The 22,127-nt window shown below is 40.5% G+C and carries 24 protein-coding genes; 14 read left to right on the top strand and 10 right to left on the bottom strand.

Going from position 1 to position 22,127, the window contains the following annotated elements; genetic code table 11:
* Nucleotides 1-53: 53 nt before the first annotated feature.
* Genes AC1M9C_RS05085 through AC1M9C_RS05075 form a run of 3 tightly spaced genes read right to left on the bottom strand, consistent with a single transcriptional unit; the run spans nt 54 to nt 1,627 of the window.
* A complete protein-coding gene (locus tag AC1M9C_RS05085) occupies nt 54-320 on the bottom strand; it encodes an MmoB/DmpM family protein (RefSeq protein ID WP_180027547.1) in 267 nt (88 codons plus the stop codon).
* Between the two features lie 11 nt (nt 321-331).
* Complete coding sequence (locus AC1M9C_RS05080) at nt 332-1,336, bottom strand: aromatic/alkene monooxygenase hydroxylase subunit beta (protein WP_481953316.1); 1,005 nt, start codon at nt 1,334-1,336, stop codon at nt 332-334.
* A 21-nt stretch (nt 1,337-1,357) separates the two neighbouring features.
* Nucleotides 1,358-1,627, bottom strand: a complete 270-nt coding sequence (locus tag AC1M9C_RS05075; protein WP_180027867.1) for a phenol hydroxylase subunit — start codon at nt 1,625-1,627, stop codon at nt 1,358-1,360.
* Between the two features lie 356 nt (nt 1,628-1,983).
* On the opposite strand from AC1M9C_RS05075, the gene mobR reads away from it, so the two are divergent.
* On the top strand, nt 1,984-3,660 hold the full coding sequence (gene mobR / locus AC1M9C_RS05070; protein WP_481586629.1) for a phenol degradation transcriptional regulator MobR: 1,677 nt from the start codon (nt 1,984-1,986) through the stop codon (nt 3,658-3,660).
* A 32-nt stretch (nt 3,661-3,692) separates the two neighbouring features.
* Here mobR and AC1M9C_RS05065 read toward each other — a convergent pair whose 3' ends face one another.
* The 4 genes from AC1M9C_RS05065 to AC1M9C_RS05050 all read right to left on the bottom strand — a co-directional run bounded on the left by AC1M9C_RS05065 (nt 3,693) and on the right by AC1M9C_RS05050 (nt 9,680).
* Nucleotides 3,693-5,318, bottom strand: coding sequence for a sigma 54-interacting transcriptional regulator (locus tag AC1M9C_RS05065; protein WP_481586628.1), 1,626 nt, complete (start codon nt 5,316-5,318; stop codon nt 3,693-3,695).
* Nucleotides 5,319-5,586: 268 nt separating this feature from the next.
* Nucleotides 5,587-6,495: an alpha/beta hydrolase gene (locus AC1M9C_RS05060; protein WP_481586696.1), complete on the bottom strand. Its 909-nt coding sequence runs from the start codon at nt 6,493-6,495 to the stop codon at nt 5,587-5,589.
* 12 nt (nt 6,496-6,507) lie between these two features.
* Nucleotides 6,508-8,169 (bottom strand): flavin-containing monooxygenase, encoded by a 1,662-nt coding sequence (locus AC1M9C_RS05055; RefSeq protein WP_481586627.1) that lies wholly within the window; start codon nt 8,167-8,169, stop codon nt 6,508-6,510.
* 284 nt (nt 8,170-8,453) lie between these two features.
* Nucleotides 8,454-9,680, bottom strand: a complete 1,227-nt coding sequence (locus tag AC1M9C_RS05050; protein WP_035265726.1) for an acetamidase/formamidase family protein — start codon at nt 9,678-9,680, stop codon at nt 8,454-8,456.
* A gap of 262 nt (nt 9,681-9,942) precedes the next feature.
* Between AC1M9C_RS05050 and ybgC the strand changes: the two genes are divergently transcribed.
* The 6 genes from ybgC to pal all read left to right on the top strand — a co-directional run bounded on the left by ybgC (nt 9,943) and on the right by pal (nt 14,765).
* On the top strand, nt 9,943-10,350 hold the full coding sequence (ybgC, locus tag AC1M9C_RS05045; RefSeq protein WP_035265725.1) for a tol-pal system-associated acyl-CoA thioesterase: 408 nt from the start codon (nt 9,943-9,945) through the stop codon (nt 10,348-10,350).
* A 23-nt stretch (nt 10,351-10,373) separates the two neighbouring features.
* The gene (gene tolQ, locus AC1M9C_RS05040; RefSeq protein ID WP_179998400.1) at nt 10,374-11,072 is read left to right on the top strand and encodes a protein TolQ; all 699 of its coding nucleotides are present in this window, start codon (nt 10,374-10,376) and stop codon (nt 11,070-11,072) included.
* Nucleotides 11,073-11,522 carry a protein TolR gene (gene tolR, locus AC1M9C_RS05035; RefSeq protein WP_035265723.1) on the top strand — a complete coding sequence of 150 codons (450 nt, stop codon included), beginning with the start codon at nt 11,073-11,075 and terminating at the stop codon, nt 11,520-11,522.
* 3 nt (nt 11,523-11,525) lie between these two features.
* Nucleotides 11,526-12,743, top strand: a complete 1,218-nt coding sequence (gene tolA, locus AC1M9C_RS05030) for a cell envelope integrity protein TolA (RefSeq protein ID WP_481586626.1) — start codon at nt 11,526-11,528, stop codon at nt 12,741-12,743.
* Nucleotides 12,744-12,880: 137 nt separating this feature from the next.
* The gene (gene tolB / locus AC1M9C_RS05025) at nt 12,881-14,164 is read left to right on the top strand and encodes a Tol-Pal system beta propeller repeat protein TolB (protein ID WP_035265720.1); all 1,284 of its coding nucleotides are present in this window, start codon (nt 12,881-12,883) and stop codon (nt 14,162-14,164) included.
* Between the two features lie 28 nt (nt 14,165-14,192).
* Nucleotides 14,193-14,765: a peptidoglycan-associated lipoprotein Pal gene (pal, locus tag AC1M9C_RS05020; protein WP_035265718.1), complete on the top strand. Its 573-nt coding sequence runs from the start codon at nt 14,193-14,195 to the stop codon at nt 14,763-14,765.
* 47 nt (nt 14,766-14,812) lie between these two features.
* Here the strand turns inward: pal and AC1M9C_RS05015 are convergent, their stop codons facing one another.
* Nucleotides 14,813-14,998 (bottom strand): NF038105 family protein, encoded by a 186-nt coding sequence (locus AC1M9C_RS05015; RefSeq protein WP_481953315.1) that lies wholly within the window; start codon nt 14,996-14,998, stop codon nt 14,813-14,815.
* Between the two features lie 172 nt (nt 14,999-15,170).
* Here AC1M9C_RS05015 and AC1M9C_RS05010 point away from each other — a divergent pair, with 172 nt between their 5' ends.
* The 5 genes from AC1M9C_RS05010 (at nt 15,171) to AC1M9C_RS04990 (ending at nt 18,463) form a co-directional block, all read left to right on the top strand.
* On the top strand, nt 15,171-16,145 hold the full coding sequence (locus AC1M9C_RS05010) for a class 1 fructose-bisphosphatase (RefSeq protein WP_035265714.1): 975 nt from the start codon (nt 15,171-15,173) through the stop codon (nt 16,143-16,145).
* Nucleotides 16,146-16,195: 50 nt separating this feature from the next.
* On the top strand, nt 16,196-16,972 hold the full coding sequence (locus AC1M9C_RS05005; RefSeq protein ID WP_035265712.1) for a TrmH family RNA methyltransferase: 777 nt from the start codon (nt 16,196-16,198) through the stop codon (nt 16,970-16,972).
* A 160-nt stretch (nt 16,973-17,132) separates the two neighbouring features.
* On the top strand, nt 17,133-17,753 hold the full coding sequence (locus AC1M9C_RS05000) for an RNA polymerase sigma factor (protein WP_035265710.1): 621 nt from the start codon (nt 17,133-17,135) through the stop codon (nt 17,751-17,753).
* The gene (locus AC1M9C_RS04995; protein WP_092766070.1) at nt 17,743-18,069 is read left to right on the top strand and encodes a hypothetical protein; all 327 of its coding nucleotides are present in this window, start codon (nt 17,743-17,745) and stop codon (nt 18,067-18,069) included. Before AC1M9C_RS05000 ends, AC1M9C_RS04995 begins: the two co-directional genes overlap by 11 nt.
* The gene (locus AC1M9C_RS04990) at nt 18,059-18,463 is read left to right on the top strand and encodes a DUF3106 domain-containing protein (protein WP_481588469.1); all 405 of its coding nucleotides are present in this window, start codon (nt 18,059-18,061) and stop codon (nt 18,461-18,463) included. The genes AC1M9C_RS04995 and AC1M9C_RS04990 overlap by 11 nt, the downstream gene beginning before the upstream one ends.
* 38 nt (nt 18,464-18,501) lie before the next feature.
* Here the strand turns inward: AC1M9C_RS04990 and rnk are convergent, their stop codons facing one another.
* A complete protein-coding gene (gene rnk / locus AC1M9C_RS04985; RefSeq protein WP_481953314.1) occupies nt 18,502-18,906 on the bottom strand; it encodes a nucleoside diphosphate kinase regulator in 405 nt (134 codons plus the stop codon).
* A 144-nt stretch (nt 18,907-19,050) separates the two neighbouring features.
* Complete coding sequence (glyA, locus tag AC1M9C_RS04980) at nt 19,051-20,304, bottom strand: serine hydroxymethyltransferase (RefSeq protein WP_035265704.1); 1,254 nt, start codon at nt 20,302-20,304, stop codon at nt 19,051-19,053.
* A gap of 402 nt (nt 20,305-20,706) precedes the next feature.
* On the opposite strand from glyA, the gene AC1M9C_RS04975 reads away from it, so the two are divergent.
* Both AC1M9C_RS04975 and AC1M9C_RS04970 read left to right on the top strand, forming a co-directional pair.
* Nucleotides 20,707-21,408: a putative quorum-sensing-regulated virulence factor gene (locus tag AC1M9C_RS04975; protein WP_481953313.1), complete on the top strand. Its 702-nt coding sequence runs from the start codon at nt 20,707-20,709 to the stop codon at nt 21,406-21,408.
* A gap of 258 nt (nt 21,409-21,666) precedes the next feature.
* Nucleotides 21,667-22,023, top strand: coding sequence for a hypothetical protein (locus AC1M9C_RS04970; protein ID WP_481953312.1), 357 nt, complete (start codon nt 21,667-21,669; stop codon nt 22,021-22,023).
* The last annotated feature ends 104 nt before the right edge of the window (nt 22,024-22,127 follow it).

The raw sequence follows: 22,127 nt of genomic DNA, 5'->3' as shown, positions 1-22,127 counted from the left end.
CCTTTATTCTTTTGATATACCGCTTCAATGCGGCACATTGGCGCTTACTATTTTTAATTCCAGTGTAGACGGAACGTATCGTCATCTTCTTCAACGTTACCGCCCAATGTGATCATATTGAGCTGTAAAGATTGGATATCCCATTCTTGTCCCAATTTTTCCGAAACCGTTTCCGCACGAACAATCAGCCCTTTTTCACTTTCTACGCGAATCATGGCCGGTAAATATTGAATGGTGGCCTCAGGATTATCTTCTTCAATCGCTTCAATGATGTAACGTGAGGTATCGTTATCTTGTAATGCCAAATACACTTTAGACATGCTGCTTCTCCTTAAGCCTGTGCCACTTGTTCGAGATCTATTCCAATTTTTTTACTGCGCTCCAGCAGTTTTTGTTCAGCCGCATCTATTGCGTCACTAGCTAAAACTTTTTCAGCCCAAGGTGCAAATGCGGCTCTAACTTCGGGTAGGTATTCCGCCAGCCATTGACTTAACAATTGCTTATTTTCAATTGATTCTGCTGTCGCTGTTTTGAGTACGCTGTCTGACCATTTGCGCAGATCTGTTAAGGCTTCTTGCATAAACTCGGTGAGCATCGCGAGATCCCGAGCTTGGTGCTCTGCTAACCATTGATCAAATTGGGTATAGACCAGTTCAGCCATAAAACTATCTATCACTAGGTTTTGTAATAAAAACAGCTTGAAATAGTCTTGTTCTGTCAGACTTTGTTCACATAGCTTGCGTAAACCTTGCCAAGCTGTATCGTTCATCCATGCCTGTTTTGCAGGTGCGAGTGATTCACCAGTTCCCCCATCTAAAGCCAAACCCACACGAGAGATATACTGCGCCATCCCGAGTCGGTCCATCGCTGCATAAATACATGCTTGGGTTAGTACCGTGCCATAACCATAAGCACTTCCTGACATCATGTGCAGGTTGGCAGTTTGCTCCAAATGACGGAATGGAATAAACAACGTGATTACTTTTTCACGGACTTCTTCAGAAATATGTACAGCCAGCTGACGTTTTTCAAAAAAGTTAAAATTAGCTTCGGCAGTATCTTGTAAACGGGCGCGATGTTGCACATATGTCCCATAATAAAACTGACGTGGATCCTTAAATGCATACCAGTCCTGCATCACAATAGCTGTATGCGTTTTATCATTCAGTGTTTTCTCAGGTTTCCATAATGGTCGGTAATGGAAGTTGGTTTCAGCCTGAATATCAAAACTAACTTCCTGATAGCGGGTTGCAGGTTTATTGCCAAAACGGCGTTCAATGTAGGCGTAACTCTGGCGTATTGGTTCAATACTAGATGTTTTAATTTCAAGTGACATGGCTATCTCCTTAAGCTATTTCTAAAGATCTTCTTGATCTGGGATATATCGCTGTGCATTGACTAAAGTGACTTCAGTCCCATAGCGCCATTTTTCTTCTTCCTCATCATTTCTGGTTTTCTGTTCTTCAGTCATCTCAACGACTTGATTGGTCTCACAAAACTGTATAAAAGCTTCACGAGGTAGCACCAGTTCGACAAACAGACTTGGATCGTGAATGGCGAAATCAAATTCAATAAATTTGGCATTACGGTCACCCGTCACCCGAATATATTTGGTGAGTTGTGGCATCCCTATTTGATTTGTCATGACTAAGAATCCTTCTTGCTGGACAAATTTCCTTCCACATACATATATCAATTAGTGTGCCAACTTTTTAAGTTTTTGATTTTTATAAATTTTATTATATTGGGTGTCTTTTTTTGAAGTTTGATTTCATCAACTGATGAACACAATTAAAAAAAATTCATCAAATGATGAAAGACTATTTTCAACTCTTTTTTTTATAAATATCCATCTGGCATTTTCATGCACTTTATGTACAGTATGATGATATTTATAAATTTTGAGTTCGTTATTAGTACACAAGTAATGAAAAAAGTGCTTCATAGGATATTGAGCACAGAATAAAATGAAGGACATTGCGCATGCAGCCATTTTTGAAGCCACAACAAGATATTCAGGACCTGATTGACCGGATTAAGTTCGATGCCGCTCATGGTCAGATTTGGTTTGAAGAAAATCGTATGTTGTTGCTACATACCGATATTTTTGGTTTTCTACGCAAAGACTTGCACGATATGCTGGGTTATGAGCCAGCCAAAAGGTTCTTTATTCGTTGTGGTTATCAGGCTGGTATGCGAGATGCCGAAGCCACTGCACAACTTCGTCCAGACCTCAATGAAACAGAGGCTTTTATGGCAGGACCACAAATGCATGGTATTCGTGGGATGGTACAGGTCGAAGTCAATACACTTCAGCTGAGCCATCGCAACCATGAGTTCTATGCCGACTTTAACTGGCGACATTCCTTTGAAGGTGAAGTTCACCTGAGCGAATTTGGTAAATCCGATGAACCTGCTTGCTGGCTACAACTTGGTTATGCTTGTGGATATAGCAGCTATGTCATGGGACAAACCATTATTTATCAGGAAACCCAATGTATTGCCCAAGGTCATGATCATTGTCGGATCATTGGTAAACCCTTAACTGAATGGGAAAATGCTGAAGAACTTGTACAATTTATGTCTCCTGACCCTATATCGGACGAAATCATTGCATTACGCGCTGAATTGAATCAGCTAAAACTCGATATTTATACTCGTGCCGAGGTCGACTACAGCATGTTTAATGCGGTCGGAGAATCTGCGGCTTACCGCAATGTCTGTGACCTCCTCAAAAAAGCGGCTGGCAGTAAAGTGGCCGTACTCTTGTCTGGGGAAACAGGTGTTGGTAAGGAGGCTTTTGCACGAGGTATTCACTATGCTAGTCCACGCAAAGATAAGCCTTTTATCGCAGTTAACTGTGCTTGTATCCCACATGACCTGATTGAAGCTGAGCTCTTTGGCGTAGAAAAGGGGGCTTTCACAGGAGCAGTCAGTCAACGAATAGGTAAATTTGAACGTGCCCATCAAGGTACGATTTTTCTGGATGAACTGGCTGAGTTATCCCCTCGTGCCCAAGCAGCCTTATTACGAATGCTGCAAGAAGGTGAATTTGAGCGTGTAGGCGATTATCAGACCCGAAAAGTCGATGTTAGAGTGGTAGCTGCTACCAATGAAGATCTAGAATTAGCTGTCAAAGAGGGTCGATTCCGTGCCGATCTGTATTTTCGCCTAAATATTTTTCCGGTACGTATTCCGCCATTACGTGAACGGCGGGAGGACATTCCCCTGCTGGTCAGTCATTTTCTTAAACGCTTTGAAAATATATATGACAAAAAATTTAAAGGACTAAGTGACAAAGCCAAACATTTCTTTATAAATTACAATTGGCCAGGTAATATCCGTGAATTAGAGAATGTGCTGGAACGCGCAGCACTACTCACAGATGATCAACAAGAGATTAAACTACGTGATTTATTTCCCGATGTTGTAGCCGCTGAGACAAATAGCTATCGGGAAACATTCCCTTCCAAATCATTTAATTCACAAAAAATTGCAGAACTATTTACTCCTGACTTTTCATTGGAGCATTACGAACAGCAGATTATTGTACAAGCCATGCAACAGAGTCAGAACAACGTCTCCGAAGCAGCACGTTTACTTGGCATTAGCCGGGCAACATTGGATTACCGCTTAAAGAAATATAGGGCCTTATCCTAAGGCTCTATATTTCATACCCAAACACCCTCAACTTATATTACTGCGTGCTTTTTTAACCGGTATTCCAGTGCACTTCGTGTCATATTCAAATAACGTGCGGCTTTCGACACGTTGCCGCGATACTTTTGCAAAGCTGTTTGTAAAATCGTGGCTTCGACATATTCAATATCTAGCTGTTCTGAATTGTGCATCAGATTTTCAATGAACTGATCCAGATCACTTTGAGTAGCAATGCCTTTGATGCCATTCACTTTCTGCTTATGCTGGCTAACAAAGCTCTGAATTACATTATCTTCCAACATCAGGTCTTCTAAGTCCAATGACACATCATTGGACAATAGCACTGCCCGTTCCACAATATTTCGCAGTTCGCGGATATTCCCCGGCCACTCATAACTGTTGAAGAAAGCATAAACCCGGTCACTAAATCCGTTGAAGGTCTTCTCGTACTGCTTTTCAAAGAACCGAATATAATATTCCAGCAGTAAATTAATGTCTTCCCGACGCTCTTTCAATGATGGGATTAATACCGGATAAGTGGCAAGCCGGTAATATAAATCACTGCGGAAACGTCCTTCATCTACTGCTTTTTTCAGACTTTCATTACAAGCGACCACCACCCTGACATTGGTCTTGCGGGTCTTGGTATCCCCTACCCGTTCAAACTCTCCAGTTTGCAAAACACGAAGCAAAGACGCCTGCGCTTTAGGGGATAGCTCGATAATTTCGTCCAGGAAAATGGTGCCCCCATCTGCCCGTTCAAATTTACCAAAGCGATTTTCAGTCGCCCCGGTAAATGCGCCTTTATTACTACCAAACAATTCCGCTTCAATCAGTTGCTCTGGCAGACAGGCACAGTTAATTGCGACAAATTCTTTATCTTTACGGGCACTATTCTGATGGATACCACGCGCAAATGCTTCTTTCCCAACCCCTGTGCTGCCTTGTAGCAATACCGTAATATCCGACTCTGCTGCCTTGAGCAATAATTGGCACACCTTGGCAAAGGTCTTGGATTTCCCTATGGCATCAAAGTAGCTGTTGGAAAATAATGGTTTAATGGTTTCAATGAAATATTCAGATTTCAGTCCAAAATGACGGTCCTGCCCTTCATGGCTTTCAATCCGGCAACACTCATCTCCTTTGGCAACACAATGTGTTTCGACATAATGAAAGGGAGCATTTAAAAATTTTGAGGTATAACCACTGGAATAACCCGTCAACCACCAGCAGCAACAGTGTGTCGAGTAAGACCTGTTCTTAATTTGTGCATAGGCTTCATAGGAGTCATTCCATTTGAATATACCTTTAAACTTGTTTTGCTTGGGATTGAAATCCAGCGTCTCAATATCAACATTTACCATGCCACGAATCTTGGCCAGTTGAGGTCCGGCCACAAAAGCTGACAACTGATCATCTGCGCGCAGTTTGAGCGCTCGCACAGCATCTTCACTACCAATTTCATAACCCCAGCGATAGATAACTTTTTTAGCTAGATCAATCCCATATTCATCAATTAAAAAATGCTTCAGTGTATACAAACTATTCGCATTAAAGAGAAGTGATCGATCTCCATCGAACCAGATTTTACCGTCCTCACTTTCAAAAGAAATTTTACTAATAAAATCGCTAACCGATATATCCATATAATTTTTCATTGAGTATTACTCCATCCCTCAATTAATTTCAAATTTCCTGAACTGTTTGAATATATTATTATTTTTATAAATAAGCAGGCGTTTCTAGGTCAGTGTATAGATCGCCAATTTAGAAATACAGTGTCAAAGATGACAAAACTACAAAACACTACGTTTTGCTCCTTTGATTCATTCTTCAATCTCATCGAGCATATCAAGCACATATCGATAAGATTAATGCGCTTTGAATGTGAAAACCAGCCATTCACTGGCTGGTTTTGAATGGGAGTTATTTCTTTAAAAATCGAGCAATTTCCTCCCGAATCGTCTGGTGTTCAGGCACGACTGCAGATAGCCAGAAAATACCATGTACACCACCCCGAATACGCTTGATGGTGGTGGTTATACCTTGTTCGATTAAACGGAATCCATAATATTCCGCATCATCCCGCGATACTTCATATTCGGTGGTCACAATTAAAGTTTCTGGCGCAGCGGATAGATTGTCATACTGTAAAGGTGAATATTGAACAGACTGCCCATCTTGGATCTGATAATTTTTCCAGAACCAGTCCATATCCTGTTGCGAAATTAGATAACCATTTTCATCATTTCTTGAGGCAGAATCCATCTCAGGCTGTATCACTGGATATATTAAGATCTGTTTGGCAATCTTCATATCCTGTGATACAGCCCATAACGCAGATGTCGTTGCAAGATTACCTCCTGCACTGTCACCTATGACTGAGATTTGATTCTCGTCACCGCCATATTCTTGAATATGTTGAAACACCCACTCCAATCCCTGTCTGGCATCTTCATGTGCGGCTGGAAACGGATGCTCAGGCGCCAAACGGTAATCCACTGACACCACAATATGTTGATTCATTTGCGCCAGCACATGGCAAGTTTCATCGGCTACAGCCAGCGAACCAGCGACAAAGCCACCTCCATGATAATACACCAGCACAGGGAGTGTTTTTCCTGCAAGTTCTGGCTGATAAATGCGCAGATAAGTTCCTGTGCGGTACTCAACATCGGTCGTTTTGGTTTTCACCTCGACCGGCTTTTGCATGTTGTGGAATGATTCAACTACTGCACGCACTTCATCTACCTGACTTTGATGAAAAGGTTTCACTCCTGCTTCTTGGATCTGACCGAGTAGAGTTGCAATTTCTTGAGTAATTGGCATATGAATTCTCCTGACCGATCAAGACACTTGTTGAAGTAAAGTACTGTTAGGATCGCCTGCTTTAAAATGAAAACCCTGATAACCTTTAGCAATCATCTCATCACAAATCGCACGATACTTCGGTGCTCCACCTAAATACACCAGGCAACGGCGTGGTTTTCCGGGAATATTGGCACCCATATACCAAGAATCCGTATTTGGTAGCAGACTTGCCTGAGCCAGCTCATTAGCATGATTCACCCATTCTTCTTCCGCTTGAGCATCTGCATCAACTTCAAGAAGCTGATGATCAATCATGTGTTGGATAATGCCTGTCGCAAGATCAACATGATCTTCAATCGCTAAAGGCATGTTATATAGCACTGAAGGACTTTGTGGACCTGTCACAAGAAATAAATTCGGGAATCCACTCACGGTATGCCCCAAATAGGTACGTGGTCCTTCTTTCCATTTTTCAGTCAGTTTTTCATGGTTCTTGCCTTGGATCCCTAACGCAAATAATGGTCCAGTCATGGCATCAAAACCGGTCGCCAGAATCAAGACATCCACCTCATGCAACTGATCACCAACCACAACGCCATTCTCATCAATACGGGAAATTGGAGTTTGTTTAACGTCAATTAAATGCACATTGTCCTGGTTAAATACTTCGTAATATCCACTTTCCATGGGTGGTCGTTTAGTGCCATAGCAATAATCTCTCGGTGCCAACAATTCTGCTACTTCTGGCCTTTTCACACGAGCATGAATTTTTTGACGAATAAACTCGGATACAGTTTCATTGGCTTTCGGATCAAACAAGATATCCTGATAACTATCAATAAACAGACGGAAACCACCACGTTGGTAACGGTCTTCATAAACTTTTAAACGTTCTTCTTCGGAAACTGCCAGTGCTGAAGGCTGTACTTCGTTATAAGGTACCCCCAGGAAATGATTGCGGGCATTATGTCTGATTAAAGTATATTTGGCCTTGTTCTCGAGATCTTCCTCTGCCTGAGTAGGCCCATTACCCAATGGAGTGGAGTAGTTTGGTGTACGCTGGAACACATATAACTCACCGACTTCTTTGGCAATTTCCGTAATAAGCTGGATACCCGTAGAACCGGTGCCAATTACACCAACACGTTTGCCTTTCAAGCTGATTGGTTGTTTTGGCCAGTTGCCGGTAATCAGTGTTGGACCTTTAAAGTTTTCTACACCTGGGAATTCCGGTTTTTTCGGCACGGACAATGTCCCTACACCAGAAATAAAGAAACGAGATTTAATGACTTCACCCTGATTGGTCGTTACTGTCCAATATTTTTCTTGTTCATTCCAGACCACAGACGTGACTTTGGTATTGAAGGTGATGTCCTTTCTCAGGTCAAAGCGATCTGCCACATGATTGAGATATCGTAGAATTTCTGGCTGGGCGGCAAATTTCTCGCTCCAGGTCCATTCTTGCTGTAATTTTTCATCAAATGAATAGGAATAATGCACACTCTCAATATCACAACGTGCACCGGGATAATTATTCCAGTACCAAGTTCCACCGACATCCGGTGCACTTTCAAACACGCGTACTGGAACTTTCATCTGATCACGCAGTTTGAATAAGGCATAAAGTCCAGTAAATCCTGCACCAACGACCGTCACCAAGGTGTCCACACCTTTTGTTAAAATATTTAAATTATCCATGAAACGTCTCCAGTGTTCATAAATTATCCTTATGCTTAAATGTCCTATCTAAGCCACCAGATACTTCGCAAGGAGCATGCCAAAATTTAACTATATGTTTTTTATAAAAATATTTATTTTCTAAGTAAAAAAAATTCATGTTTTCACTAAATTAACTCTAATTCTCACATATACATGAATTTATAAAGGAGTTGAGAATGAAGGGAGTTCATTCATGGCATCAAAGATACACTCCAGCAGGCAAAAAAAATCCTCCATTAAGGAGGATTTTTTATTTCAAAAATTTATTTCTGCTCGATGAACTCTTTAAAATCTGCTTTACGAATCATCGCATGGATGCCTTTTGTTTTATCTACAACTTGAGAAACTTCAAAATCAGTCGCCGCACTGAGATAAGCATATGCAATATCTTCACTTATGCCATATTCATTCACTAAGAAATTAATTGCTTCACGCGTAGATTTGCGCATTGCTTCATCCAAATCTTCATCTAAACCAGGCGTGATCCAAAACTCACCATTTTCACCTAATGGCTGAGAAAGGTGCTTACCTGGAATATGATCTTTACCCGCTTTTAACACACTAATTTTAAACGTTGCGCGCGCTGAACCCTCTAAAGCAGTTAATGCAACCTCACCATCGCCTTGAACGAAATGACTATCACCTGTGTAGAATAATGCACCTGGAACTTGAACAGGATAATAAGCGGTTGCCCCAGCAGTTAAATCATTAATATCAATATTTCCACCATAAAATGAGGGTGGAACTGAGTGAACAGGTTCGCTGGTATTCGGTGCAACTCCCATTGTTCCCATAAACGGATTTAATGGAAAACGAATCGCTTTACCAGATTCTGTTTGAATCACCCCCTCCCATACACCCTCTTTATTTTGCGCAATGGGTGTAAATACTGAAACATTGCCATAAGCATCTGGATTTTCTGGCGAAGCATGATCATGTTTTTGACGTTTAGGGAATTCAGGCAATGTACCTTTACCATGACGGTTTGAAATAACACCATAAGGAACACGCGGTTCTATTTTGATGATTTCAACTTTAAGCACGTCTCCCGGCATTGCACCTTCAACGTAGATCGGACCAGTAATAATGTGTGGGCCATCTTTATGGAAATCATGCTTTAAATTAGAGCGGGTGATCAATTTCGCTTCATCTAAAATGTGCTCTTTTTTAACACCTTTAGATGTAAAGTATTTTTCAGCATCACGCCCTTGGTCCTCTAATAAACCTTCATGTGACACTGTATCAAAAGTCACATGACTCCCCGATGGAACCGTTAAAACTGGCTTAGCATCTTTATTCGGTAGATAACCCCATTGAATAGTATTGAGTGTGCTTGGAATATAATAGTGTCCAGCATATTCCCCTTTTTTTAGTAAAGTTGGCTTGCTTTCAATCTGTTTTAAAATTTTAAAATCTTCAGCCGAACTAAAAGTCGAAAAACTTAATATTGATGTAGCAATCGAAATCGATAAAGCTAACTTTTTTAACATGCACTCAAATCCAACTATAAATTTCATGTGAATTTATTTAAGCAATCCCTATGCCAAACATGATTAAAATTCAATTAAATCTGCATTTTCATCTTAAAATATTTCGCCCAATCTACAGCTATTTTTGAAATCTTGTGCCATTGGTCTGTAAAAATGGAGTGCTAAACTTCAAGCCTTTCAAACATTGTATAAATCAGCGTTTCGCATTCTTTGTCAAGAATGTTGCAAAACACTGGACTATTTAAAGTAATGGAACACCTGTATGGCGAACAAATTTGAATTTCAAATCCGAGTGTATATTGAAGATACAGATGCAGGAGGCATTGTTTATCATGCCAATCATATTCGCTTTATGGAACGCGCACGTACAGAATGGTTACGCGCTTCAGGGATTTCACATTACTGGCATCAAAAAGATTACAACTTTGTCGTGCATAAATTAGCGCTTAAATATTCACGTCCAATATTAATGGATGACTTAATTACTGTTACAGCAAGTGTAGTTTCGTGTAAAGCAACGTCTTTTGTATTGCAACAAAATATTTATCGTGGTGAAATCATGCTAGCTTCAGGGGAAGTAGAATTGGCGTGTATTAGCGCTGAAATGAAACCGCTGAGAATTCCAAATGAAATCCGTGATCTAATCGAAAAAGAATTAGCCCACGCATAAAAATATGATTGGCACATGTAACTATGGCAACACAACTCGAATCTTCACTTCACGTCACAGATTTAATTCTTCAAGCGAGTCCAGTCGTACAACTGGTCATGCTGGTGTTGGTACTAGCTTCACTCTTTAGCTGGTACCTTATTGCCAAGTTACATATGACTTTTAAAAAAGCTCGCCAAGGTGATGATCATTTTCAAAAGATTTTTTGGTCTGGTGCAGAACTCAACACTTTATATAACAATGCACAAGTCAACTCTAAGCGTGAAGGCTTGGAAGATGTTTTTTATCTTGGTTTTGCAGAGTTTCTCAAACTCAAAAAAACCAAAGCTGAAACAGCACAAGTCATTGATGGCACAGAGCGTATTCTTGGGGTGGGTTTAAGCCGAGATCAGAGCCGTATGGAACAAGGCCTCAGTGCACTTGCCAGTATTGGTTCAGTTGCGCCCTATGTTGGTTTATTTGGTACAGTTTGGGGCATTATGAATGCTTTTATCGGCTTAGCCCAAGTCGATCAAGTGACGCTAGCAACTGTCGCACCAGGTATCGCGGAAGCCCTCATTGCGACTGCTATTGGTTTATTTGCTGCGATTCCTGCAGTACTTGCATTCAACCACTATACGGCCAAAAGTGAAGAAATTTACTCAGATCGTTCCTTGTTTGCTGAAGAAATGGTGGCGCTTTTACAACGTCGTTCTGTGGGTTCTACACAGGAAGCTGAATAAATGGCCGTTCGTCGCTCAGGGCGTTTCCAACGCATTAAAAAGCCACTTAACAGTGACATGAATGTAGTTCCTTATATTGACGTCATGTTAGTACTTTTGGTGATTTTTATGGTGACTGCACCAATGATCACAAGTGGCATAAAAGTTGATTTACCTGAAGCAAACAGTGTACCGATTGAATCTAAGGATGCACCAGCTATGGTGACTTTAGATCAACAAGGACAATACTTTTTAGAATACAAGGGTAGCCAACCAAGTCCACTGAGCTTGCAGGAATTACAACAGATACTTCGTGATGCACAACAAACTGCTGAACGTGAGAATAAACAATTTAGTGTCGTCATTAATGGTCATAACACTCGACCTTATGGTGAGGTGATGACGCTCATGTCTAACTTACAAGATGCAGGGATCAATCAAGTTGGCTTGCTGACCAAACCAATTCAATAAGCTATGAAAGAATCTAACTCTCGCTTTTCAAAAGAAAAGAAAATTGCAATCGGATTCACTGTTGCGGTCCATGTGATTGCGATCACAGGCTTATTGTTCCTTGGGTTGACTCAACCTCCTGAGCCAACTAAAACTGTTAAAACAGTTTTAGTGAAACCTGAAGATCTGGTACCACCTGAACCCACACCATTGGTTGAATCTGATCATTCAGATACAGCGCACCAGAACGTTCAAGAAAATGTTCAACAGACCAATGAGCCTATTCAAAATGCTCCTGTGATTCCTGTTGCGCCTGCTGTACCTCCTCCAGCTCAACCAAAAGTCGAAGAGCCAAAATCCGACCGTAAAGCTGAGCAAGCGGCTGCGGTTAAAGCTCAACAAGAAGCCGAACGTAAAGCAGCGGCTGAAGCACAACGTCAAGCGACTCAAGAAGCGAATCGGAAAGCTAAAGCTGAGGCCGATGCTAGAGCTAAACAAGAGGCCGCCCAAAAAGCCAAAGCAGCAGAGCAAAACGCAAAACAGGAACAACAACAAAAGGCGAAAGCTGATGCGGCTTTAAAAGCGAAACAAGAGGCTGATCGAAAAGCTAAAGCTGAGGCAACTCAAGCCAAAGCTAAGCAAGAAGCTGATCGGAAAGCTAAGGCGGAGGCCGATGCTAAAGCCAAACAAGAAGCCGACCGGAAAGCTAAAGCTGCTGCTGAAGCCAAAGCAAAACAAGATGCTGATCGGAAAGCTAAAGTTGAAGCTGATGCAAAAGCCAAACAGGATGCTGATCGTAAAGCTAAGGCTGCAGCTGATGCCAAAGCTAAAGCGGAAGCTGATGCGAAAGCTCGTCAGGAAGCACAAAGAAAAGCGGATGCCGAAGCCAGAGAACGTGCCGAAGCTGAAGCTCGAGAATCTGCGGCTGAAAAAGCCAGACAAGAAGCAGCCAATAAAAAAGCTGAATCTAAACGCATCGCTTCTTCAGCAAAAAGAGACTTTGAGCAAAAAATTAAAGGTGCTTGGAGAATGCCAATAGGCTCTTCAGGTCAAAAAGCGACAGCACGCGTGACATTATCTGACAGTGGTTCTGTGACTTCAGTCATCGTCAATGCATCAGATCCAGATGTCAAAGCCAGTGTCGAACAGGCTGTTCGTGCAGCAGCACCATATCCGATGCCATCCGATCCTGATGCAAGGCGTGAAGCTCGTAGTTTCACTTCTTCATTCACCGTGAAATAATAAAAAACCTTTCGATTCGTCGAAAGGTTTTTTCATGAATTGCGGATAATTACACGCTTTATATAGATTCGGTACGGAGCTATATGCTAAAAAGCTAGAATATTCGAAAAATTAGTATCTTGAGTACGTGACTTCTCATGAAAATGATCTCAAAACATCTTCTCGGTTTAGCAATTTTGGTAGCATTTAGCCCTGCTCTCATTACGACCTCTTATGCACAGCTTCATCTTGAAATTGCTAAAGCACCTGAAGAAGCACCAAAAATTGCTATCGTGCCATTCCTAGGTGATCAACGCTTATACCCTGTTGTAGAGCAAGATTTAAACCGTTCAGGTCGCTTTACCAGTTCATCTAAAAATTTACCTGCAACAGCAACCATCAATCAAGCCAATGGTGCTGCTTGGCAATCTGCAGGCGTACCTTATGTTGTGAATGGTGAAGTTAAAACTAATCCTGATGGTTCACTGGCTGTTCATTACCAACTCTATGATGTCCAAAAACAACAATATTTGCTCAATGAACTATTAACTGTACCACCATCGCGCATTCGATCTGCAGCACATATGATCAGTGATGCGATTTACCAAGCATTAACAGGTATTCCTGGTGACTTTAGTGGTCGCATCGCTTATGTTTTGCGAAATCCTGCGACTCCTGATAATCGCTACACTTTACAAATCGCAGATACGGACGGCGAACAACCACGCACTGTATTGAGTTCACGCGATCCAATTTTATCCCCTGCTTGGACGCCTGATGGCAAAAAAATCGCTTATGTTTCATTCGAAACCAAACGTCCAGCCATCTATGTTCAAGATTTAGCGACTGGACAACGTGAAAAATTAGCTGGCTTCCGTGGCTTAAACGGTGCGCCAAGTTTTTCCCCTGATGGTAAAAGCATGTTGTTCACTGCTTCAATGCATGACAACCCTGAAATTTATCAAATGGATTTAAATACGCGCCAAGTGAAGCGTATGACAAATAATACAGCAATTGATACAGAAGCTCGCTATACCCCAGATGGTAAAGGTTTTATCTTTACCTCAGACCGTGGTGGTTCAGCACAGATCTATCATTACACATTTGCCGATGGTTCAACAAAACGTTTGACTTTCCGCGGAGCATTCAACGCACGTGGAAGTTTAAGTGCCGATGGTAAATATGTTGCTTTAGTACATCGCCCTTCAGGCAGCAACTATAAGGTAGCAATTCAAGAAATCTCAACTGGAATCACGAACATTTTAACGCCAACCAGTTTAGATGAATCACCAAGCTTTTCACCAAATGGTCAAATGGTCGTGTATGCGACACGTGAAGGCAGCCGTGGATTGTTATCGATTATGTCTACAGACGGTCGCTTCCGCATGAACCTACCTAGCGAACAAGGTGAAGTTCGTGAACCTGCTTGGGCACCCAAATAATCGAATTTAATCTTTCAAGGAGATGAACATGAACGCGATTAAAACGTTTGCTCTTCCACTCATTGCTGTTAGTTTAGTAATGACGGGTTGCGCAAGCCGTAAACCAGCGACTACAGATACCACTACGATGACACCGCCATCAACGTCAACCTCTGTAAATACGACTGGTCTCAGTGAAGATGCAGCATTAAATGCTCAAAACTTAACGGGTGCTTCTGCTAAAGGGGTAACTGAAGCCAATAAAGCTTTCTTGGCTAAACGTGTTGTTCACTTTGATTATGACAGCAGTGAGCTATCTACTGAGGACTATCAAACCCTCCAAGCACATGCACAATTTTTATTGGCAAATGCAAACTCTAAAATCGCATTAACTGGTCATACCGATGAACGTGGAACGCGTGAATATAATATGGCTTTGGGTGAGCGACGCGCCAAAGCAGTTGAAAGTTATTTGGTTACAAATGGTGTAAATCCAAACCAACTCGAAGCTGTGAGTTATGGTAAAGAAATGCCAATTAATACAGGTAACAATGAAGCTGCATGGAAAGAAAACCGTCGTGTAGAACTCAATTATGAAGCAGTGCCACCACTTCTTCGCTAATGAATGCAAAAAAAGCGCTCAATTCGAGCGCTTTTTTTATATCAGGTTTAAGACCTTTGCGAGTCTGGCATGGGCACTTGCATAGACTCAATCATGTCATGCTTATTAAACTCTTTATATTCAGGTTTAGCCTCGTACTGTTTCCATGCTTCCTTGGAACTCTCTGAACTAATTTGGTTTAAGTCGATTGCCTCACCTGGCGTTGGAGTTGCTTCAAACTTTTGAATGCTCATTTTAAAGCTCCTTTTAAAATCATCCTCCTATCAACATACCATGTTCTAAAACTCTGGCAAGTGCAAAATCACCACAAATAACGCAGGATAATTTCTATTTTGCACTGAACTCATCTAAAATAGCCCGAGATCCAAATTTTATTCTTTTAAAGCTTTTAGGAGCGTCCTTGTAATGTCATACCTCACCTTGTCACAATATCTTGCACAGCAACAAGGAAATCTAACGCCTGAACTCTCTAATGTGATTGAAACAATTGCTGAAACGTGTAAAACCATCGATTCAGCATTGCAAAAGGGTGCCTTAGCGGGTGTATTAGGTAGTGCTGGTAATGAAAACGTACAAGGTGAAGCGCAAAAAAAATTAGATGTTATTTCAAATGACTATTTAATTGATGCGCTAAAAAACAACGCAAATGTAGGCGGTTTAGCTTCTGAAGAACTCGATGAGTTTACACCAGCACAAGAGAACGGTAAGTATTTAGTTTTATTTGACCCACTAGATGGCTCAAGTAATATCGATATCAATATGTGTGTTGGCACCATCTTCTCTATCCTACCTGCCAAAAATTCAGTGACACAAGCAGAAGATTTCCTTCAAGCAGGCACTGAACAAGTCGCAGCTGGTTATGTGTTATATGGCCCATCAACTATGATGGCATTAACCGTTGGTGCAGGTACTGTTTTCTTTACATTTGATCCAGAGTCAAAAACATTCCTGTTGACGACTGAAAATATCCAAGTGGATGCCGATACAAAAGAATACGCCATTAATGCTTCAAACCAACGTCATTGGGAAGAACCTGTTCAACGCTATATTGGTGAGCTACAAGCGGGTAAAACATCTGTACGTGAAAAAGACTTTAATATGCGTTGGGTTGCCTGCATGGTTGGTGATATCCACCGTATTCTTTGCCGTAGTGGGATCTTCTTATACCCTTACGATACCAAAGATCCTAAGAAAGCAGGTCGTCTACGTCTTATGTATGAAGCAAATCCAATGAGTATGCTCATGGAACAAGCAGGTGGTGCTTCGACAACAGGTCGCGTGCGTATTATGGAAATCCAACCGACTGAACTTCACCAACGTGTACCAGTCGTTATTGGTTCAAAAAATGAAGTTGAGCTTGTTACTGCTTATCATCAATAATCTTACAATTGAGAGCCTATTGATTTAGGCTCTCATGGAAGTCAAACTGAATGGCCATTATCTTTTTAGAATCTAAAGACAACCCGAAAATTAAACATTTACGTGGTTTAATTGATCAAAATAGTTACCGTAAAAAGCAAGGCCAAACTGTTCTAGAAGGCACACATTTGTGCTTAGCTTGGTTAGAAAAAAATCGTAAATTGAATTCGATTTTTACCACTGAAAAAGCAATGGAACACGCCGATTTTGACGAAATCGCACAACACTATACAGGTTCAGTGTTTGTTATTAGTGAATCACTCTATAAAGACATTAGCACGCTAGGAACCACCTTAGCATGTTTAGCGATTGTAGATTTACCAACTCAACGTGATGCTCTAGATTATACTCAAGACACTTTAATTCTTGAAAATGTTCAAGATCCAGGCAATGTAGGTACATTACTTCGTTCAGCTGCGGCTGCAGGTATTGAACAAATTGTTTGCACCAAAGGTTCAGCATCTTTGTGGTCTCCTCGCGTATTACGAGCAGGAATGGGTGCGCACTTTTCATTAAAAACCTATGAAAACGTTGCGCTTGAAGATGTGCTGTCTCAATTCAAAATTCCCGTGTATGTCACGAGCTCACATGAATCAGAAAGTTTATATGCAAAAGACTTAACTCAAGCTTGCGTATGGGTACTGGGCAATGAAGGCCAAGGCGTTTCGGAATATGCCCTAGCGCATGCTTCAGCAATTACCATTCCCCAACCGGGTGGTCAAGAATCATTAAACGTTGCAGTTGCCGGATCGATTTGTTTCTTTGAAATGGTACGCCAACGGATATGATTCGTTAAAATATATTAACGAAGTCACTGAAAATAAAAAAATCTATTAAACTGCTAAAAAATAGTTGCTTAGATTGTCAACCTACCATTATGTTTTGACGTTATATAAGTAACGATTAGAAAATAATGGTGGGTACCCAATGACGGGATTTTCCATCTCTATGGATTTAGCACCAAAAAAAGTCAAGCCTGAAGATTCGAGTGTTCTTTTGAATACGGCAGAACAACGTCTTAAATATTTTATGCAAGACGTCACTGGGCGTGCATTGGTGATGATGGAAAGTGCAACTCAAGGACACAATGGCATTGCCATGGATTTAGTCCAAGAAGCTTTTATATCCTTGCATAAATCATATGCTGATAAATCCACTGCAGAGTGGTATCCCCTTTTCTATACCATTTTAAATAACAAACTTCAGGATTGGCGTCGTAAAGAATCTCGACGGGCTTTTCCATTCACGTTATTTAAAAAAAATAACCACGATGAAGATGATGACGAAACCATCAATATTGTGGATGAATCAACACCTAATCCGCTGCAATTTCTTGCACAAGAGATGGCTGTTGAGGAGATTCAAAATGCAATTTCTAAGTTACCTGTTCGCCAACAACAAGCATTTATGTTGAGAGCATGGGAAGGGTTTGATACACAAACCACAGCCGAAATCATGAATTGTTCAGAAGGCAGTGTAAAGACCCATTACCATCGAGCTATACAGGGCTTAAGATCTGCTTTGTCTCACTTAAACCCAAATGACGGGGGATCATCGGATGAATCATGATGAATTTACGAAACAAGTGACTGAAAAATTGAATGTACTGGCATCACAACATCGCAATAAAGCGGTCGTGATGGAGCATGTACTTGATGAGATTAAAGACAAACCCTTATTTTCTCAGTTGATGACTTGGAAAGTTACTGGTTTTGCATTAGCAGCCGCGATCACAGGATTTGTGGTACTTCCAAATGCGTTTGATTTGGAAGAAGCTCCAAGCCCACAACAAGTGATTGTCACCCCTAAACTTTCTCCGCAAATGATGGAAGATCTAGAAATGTTATCTGTTTTTGGTGAGGATAAATCAGCTCATGGCAGCTAAAGGCTTAGCGATTGCACTCTGCACATTAGGTTTTTTACAAACCAGTTTTGCAGGCTATGAACGTTTTTGGATCTTCTCGAAAGACAATAATTCTGAACTTAATGAATCTTGGGAATCGCTTTCTGAAGATGAACAAAAAGCACTGATTAAACGCTATCAAAATTTGAAAGAAATTCCTGAAGAGCAAAGTGTTGTTCTACAACAAAGAATGGATTGGTTTACTAAACTGCCTGAACAAGAAAAAATACAAATGCGCGAAACTTGGCAACAGATGAGCTCAAGTGAACGAAATGATTTGCGTAAAAAAATGATGAACGCGACGACTGCCGAGCAGCGCAAAGAAATACGCGAAACTTATTTAAATAAATATATGCAACAAACCACGATGAAATAATAAACTTTAAAGCCTCCACAAGAGGCTTTATTTTTTAGTTAAAGATATATACCCTCACGTTCAGGCTGATAGAGCACTTTATCAATTTTCACTTTCATTGTTTGCCCATCAGGCTGAGGCCATTCAATTTCTTGTCCTTCAGCCAAACCTAGGATTGCTGCACCAATAGGTGCAATCACATTAACCTGCCCCTTTTCACCTTTAAAGTCATGGGGATATACCAGCACAATCTCTGTAGATTCAGTGGACGGTGCAACCGTTATCAGTACTCTAGCATTCATCGTCACTACATTGGCAGGGATATCTTTAGGCTGTACGACTTCAGCACGAGCCAACTCATTTTCTAAATGCTCCATCGTTGGAGTTACCTGCTTCTGATGTTCCAACATGGTTTCTAAACGATTTAAATCCTGTTCAGAAATAGTAATATTTGGATGGCTCATTTTCTGCTCCAATTCAAATGTATAACGACAATTGAATAATTAATAGATACATCAGTTATATCAGAACTATCTAAAAATGACAGATTTGACATTTCAACATTCAATAAAAAAGCCCCCTTGAGGGGGCTTTTCTCAAGTCGAAGATTATTTTGCGTAAACTGGGAATTTAGCGCATACAGTCTCAACTTTAGCTTTCACAGCGTTAATGACAGTTTCATCACCTTTAGAATCTAAGATATCCGCGATCCAACCTGCAAGTTCACGTACTTCTGCTTCACCGAAACCACGAGTTGTTACAGCTGGAGTACCGATACGGATACCAGAAGTTACGAATGGAGAACGTGGATCGTTTGGCACAGAGTTTTTGTTCACAGTGATGTGAGCCGCACCTAACCAAGCATCAGCATCTTTACCAGTAATGTCTTGTTTGATGAGAGACAACAAGAACAAGTGGTTTTTAGTTCCACCTGAAACAACATCATAACCGCGTTCGATTAACACTTCAGCCATTGCTTGCGCGTTTTTCACAACTTGTTGTTGATATGCTTTGTATTCAGGAGCCATTGCTTCTTTGAAGCAGATTGCTTTAGCCGCTACAGCATGAACTAAAGGACCACCTTGGTTACCTGGGAATACAGCAGATTGAAGTTTTTTCTCAATCTCTTCGTTTGCTTTCGCAAGGATTAAACCTGAACGTGGACCACGAAGTGTTTTGTGAGTCGTCGTTGTAGTTACGTCAGCAATTTGAACTGGGCTTGGATAAACACCAGCAGCAACAAGACCAGCAACGTGAGCCATATCAACGAATAGATAAGCGCCTACTTTGTCTGCGATTTCACGGAAACGCTGCCAATCAACGATTTGGCTATAAGCAGAGAAACCAGCGACAATCATACGTGGCTTGTGTTCTACAGCTAAACGTTCTACTTCTTCGTAATCGATTTCACCCGTTTCTGGATTTAAACCGTATTGGATCGCATTATATGTTTTACCAGAGAAGCTAACTTTAGCACCGTGAGTCAAATGACCACCGTGAGCTAAGCTCATACCTAAAACAGTATCGCCTGGGTTAAGAAGCGCTAGATAAACTGCAGAGTTTGCTTGAGAACCAGCATGAGGCTGAACGTTCGCGTAATCAGCACCAAAGAGTTCTTTAGCACGGTCAATTGCCAATTGTTCAATCACGTCTACATATTCACAACCGCCATAGTAGCGTTTGCCTGGGTAGCCTTCTGCATATTTGTTAGTGAGTTTTGAACCTTGAGCTTCCATTACTGCTGGAGAGCAATAGTTTTCTGAAGCGATTAACTCAATATGAGCTTCCTGACGAGCATCTTCACTCGTAATAGCTTGAGCTAATTCTGGATCAAAGTCAGCAATAGAGATATTGGCAAACATTAGCGAGGTCCTATTAATGTAGGGCTTTTAAGCCGTGCTAAGATTGGCGCGTATTGTAACATGAACTTGTTAAATTTCGAGAATGAAGTTTAAACAGTTTGCAATTAAATTTGATTAATTCTTGTGTGTTCACTCTATTACTATTAAAAACAAATATCTGAATTAAGACTATTCTTTTTAAATTTATTCATTTTTAAAAATTATTTTTAACAACCTACAGTCTAAACTTGCAGCGTTAATATCATAGAAAACGAAATTTCTTTAAATGAGCACCTTATCTAAATAATTCCCATAATTTGTTCAATTCAGCATAATTTATACAATTCATTGACTTTATTACTGTGAGCTCAGATTTGAAAATGTTAAATTAATTACATCTTTATCATTTACTTGGACATTTGCATGCAAGCCATTATCTTGGATACTGAAACCCATACATTGAACGGTTTGCCCATAGAAATTGCATATGCTCCTATTCAGATTGAACAAGGCAAATTAAGTCTTGATCGCGAAAAAATCTTTGACCAACTATATAGTATTGGTGACGAAAAAATTTCCTATGCTGCAATGGCGGTACATCATATTCTTGAAAGTGATTTAGTAGATCAGCCCAACTTCGGTACCTTCGAATTACCTCAAGAAACGACGTATATTATTGGTCATAATATTGATTATGATATTCGAGCTATTCAGCAATGCGGCGTTGAAACAAGTCATATTAAAGCCATCTGTACACTCGCTCTTTCTCGACTAGTTTGGCCTCATGCAGAAGCACACAACATTTCTGCTTTAATTTATATGATTAGTAAAGGCAGTAGCAAAGCTAGAGAGATGTTAAAAGGTGCCCATCGAGCTGACGCAGATATTATTTTGACTGCAAATATTTTAATGCACATTATTCATCATTTGGGTATTCAAAACATTGAAGAACTCTATGAAGTATCTGAAGATGCACGTATTCCTCGTACAATTAACTTCGGTAAACATCGTGGGACAGCCATTGTAGATCTTCCAAGTGATTATGTTTCATGGTTACTAAGACAAGAAGACTTGGATCCCTATTTGAAAAAAGCCTTAGAAAAAACTTTAATTGATACGCTTTAAGCAATATTTCATGACTCTCACTTTGAACCTAAACCTCAAAGTGAGAAATTAACTATTTTTTTAATACTTTTAAACGATTAAACTAAAATTTACACCAATAATTAAAATAATATAATCACATGATAATTAAATATTTTTTATTATTTTTATTCATTCAACACTGCCCACCTCATCCGCTATTAGACTAAGGCGAAGTAGAACATCTTTGTCATAAATATATTAATACGATCATACAACAACGGTATAAATAGGTGCCTTATGTCTAAACTTAGCCAAATTCTAGAATTTGATCCTTTAGATAATCCTATGTATCTTAAAAAAGTCGGAAATTGGGTTCTCACCTTCTTGCATGCCCATGACCAGGTGGAGAAAATCCAGCTCGCCATTACCAATGTTATTCCGCGTCAAGCAGATGGCTCATTGCAGCCTCGTCGTATTATCATTGAGCAAGCTGATCAAGAACATCAATGGCAAATCAATTACATAGAATGCTTTGATAGCCTTGAAAATAAAGAAGTCCTGCTCAATGCTTCAGAACAAACGGGTGGATCGATCATTCAAGACCTGCTCAGTGAATTTCGAAAATATGATGTTGAAGTCATGTTTAAAGCATAATTCCGATATGAAAAAGCCCGCTTTATGCGGGCTTTATGTTGGAAGGCTAGTGTTAGATTTATTGTTCAACTGAACTCAACTAACTGTCATTGATCCGTCCAACT

The organism is Acinetobacter sp. 24-47-39, from assembly GCF_056783825.1.
This window is presented reverse-complemented; position numbering and strand designations above follow the sequence as displayed.

Excerpts from the sequence above, each read along its gene's own strand:
- AC1M9C_RS05085 (WP_180027547.1), bottom strand. The coding sequence starts at position 320 with ATGTCTAAAGTGTATTTGGCATTACAAGATAACGATACCTCACGTTAC.
- AC1M9C_RS05080 (WP_481953316.1), bottom strand. The coding sequence starts at position 1,336 with ATGTCACTTGAAATTAAAACATCTAGTATTGAACCAATACGCCAGAGT.
- AC1M9C_RS05075 (WP_180027867.1), bottom strand. The coding sequence starts at position 1,627 with ATGCCACAACTCACCAAATATATTCGGGTGACGGGTGACCGTAATGCC.
- mobR (WP_481586629.1), top strand. The coding sequence starts at position 1,984 with ATGCAGCCATTTTTGAAGCCACAACAAGATATTCAGGACCTGATTGAC.
- AC1M9C_RS05065 (WP_481586628.1), bottom strand. The coding sequence starts at position 5,318 with ATGAAAAATTATATGGATATATCGGTTAGCGATTTTATTAGTAAAATT.
- AC1M9C_RS05055 (WP_481586627.1), bottom strand. The coding sequence starts at position 8,169 with ATGGATAATTTAAATATTTTAACAAAAGGTGTGGACACCTTGGTGACG.
- AC1M9C_RS05050 (WP_035265726.1), bottom strand. The coding sequence starts at position 9,680 with ATGTTAAAAAAGTTAGCTTTATCGATTTCGATTGCTACATCAATATTA.
- ybgC (WP_035265725.1), top strand. The coding sequence starts at position 9,943 with ATGGCGAACAAATTTGAATTTCAAATCCGAGTGTATATTGAAGATACA.
- tolQ (WP_179998400.1), top strand. The coding sequence starts at position 10,374 with ATGGCAACACAACTCGAATCTTCACTTCACGTCACAGATTTAATTCTT.
- tolR (WP_035265723.1), top strand. The coding sequence starts at position 11,073 with ATGGCCGTTCGTCGCTCAGGGCGTTTCCAACGCATTAAAAAGCCACTT.
- tolA (WP_481586626.1), top strand. The coding sequence starts at position 11,526 with ATGAAAGAATCTAACTCTCGCTTTTCAAAAGAAAAGAAAATTGCAATC.
- tolB (WP_035265720.1), top strand. The coding sequence starts at position 12,881 with ATGAAAATGATCTCAAAACATCTTCTCGGTTTAGCAATTTTGGTAGCA.
- pal (WP_035265718.1), top strand. The coding sequence starts at position 14,193 with ATGAACGCGATTAAAACGTTTGCTCTTCCACTCATTGCTGTTAGTTTA.
- AC1M9C_RS05015 (WP_481953315.1), bottom strand. The coding sequence starts at position 14,998 with ATGAGCATTCAAAAGTTTGAAGCAACTCCAACGCCAGGTGAGGCAATC.
- AC1M9C_RS05010 (WP_035265714.1), top strand. The coding sequence starts at position 15,171 with ATGTCATACCTCACCTTGTCACAATATCTTGCACAGCAACAAGGAAAT.
- AC1M9C_RS05005 (WP_035265712.1), top strand. The coding sequence starts at position 16,196 with ATGGCCATTATCTTTTTAGAATCTAAAGACAACCCGAAAATTAAACAT.
- AC1M9C_RS05000 (WP_035265710.1), top strand. The coding sequence starts at position 17,133 with ATGGATTTAGCACCAAAAAAAGTCAAGCCTGAAGATTCGAGTGTTCTT.
- AC1M9C_RS04995 (WP_092766070.1), top strand. The coding sequence starts at position 17,743 with ATGAATCATGATGAATTTACGAAACAAGTGACTGAAAAATTGAATGTA.
- AC1M9C_RS04990 (WP_481588469.1), top strand. The coding sequence starts at position 18,059 with ATGGCAGCTAAAGGCTTAGCGATTGCACTCTGCACATTAGGTTTTTTA.
- rnk (WP_481953314.1), bottom strand. The coding sequence starts at position 18,906 with ATGAGCCATCCAAATATTACTATTTCTGAACAGGATTTAAATCGTTTA.
- glyA (WP_035265704.1), bottom strand. The coding sequence starts at position 20,304 with ATGTTTGCCAATATCTCTATTGCTGACTTTGATCCAGAATTAGCTCAA.
- AC1M9C_RS04975 (WP_481953313.1), top strand. The coding sequence starts at position 20,707 with ATGCAAGCCATTATCTTGGATACTGAAACCCATACATTGAACGGTTTG.
- AC1M9C_RS04970 (WP_481953312.1), top strand. The coding sequence starts at position 21,667 with ATGTCTAAACTTAGCCAAATTCTAGAATTTGATCCTTTAGATAATCCT.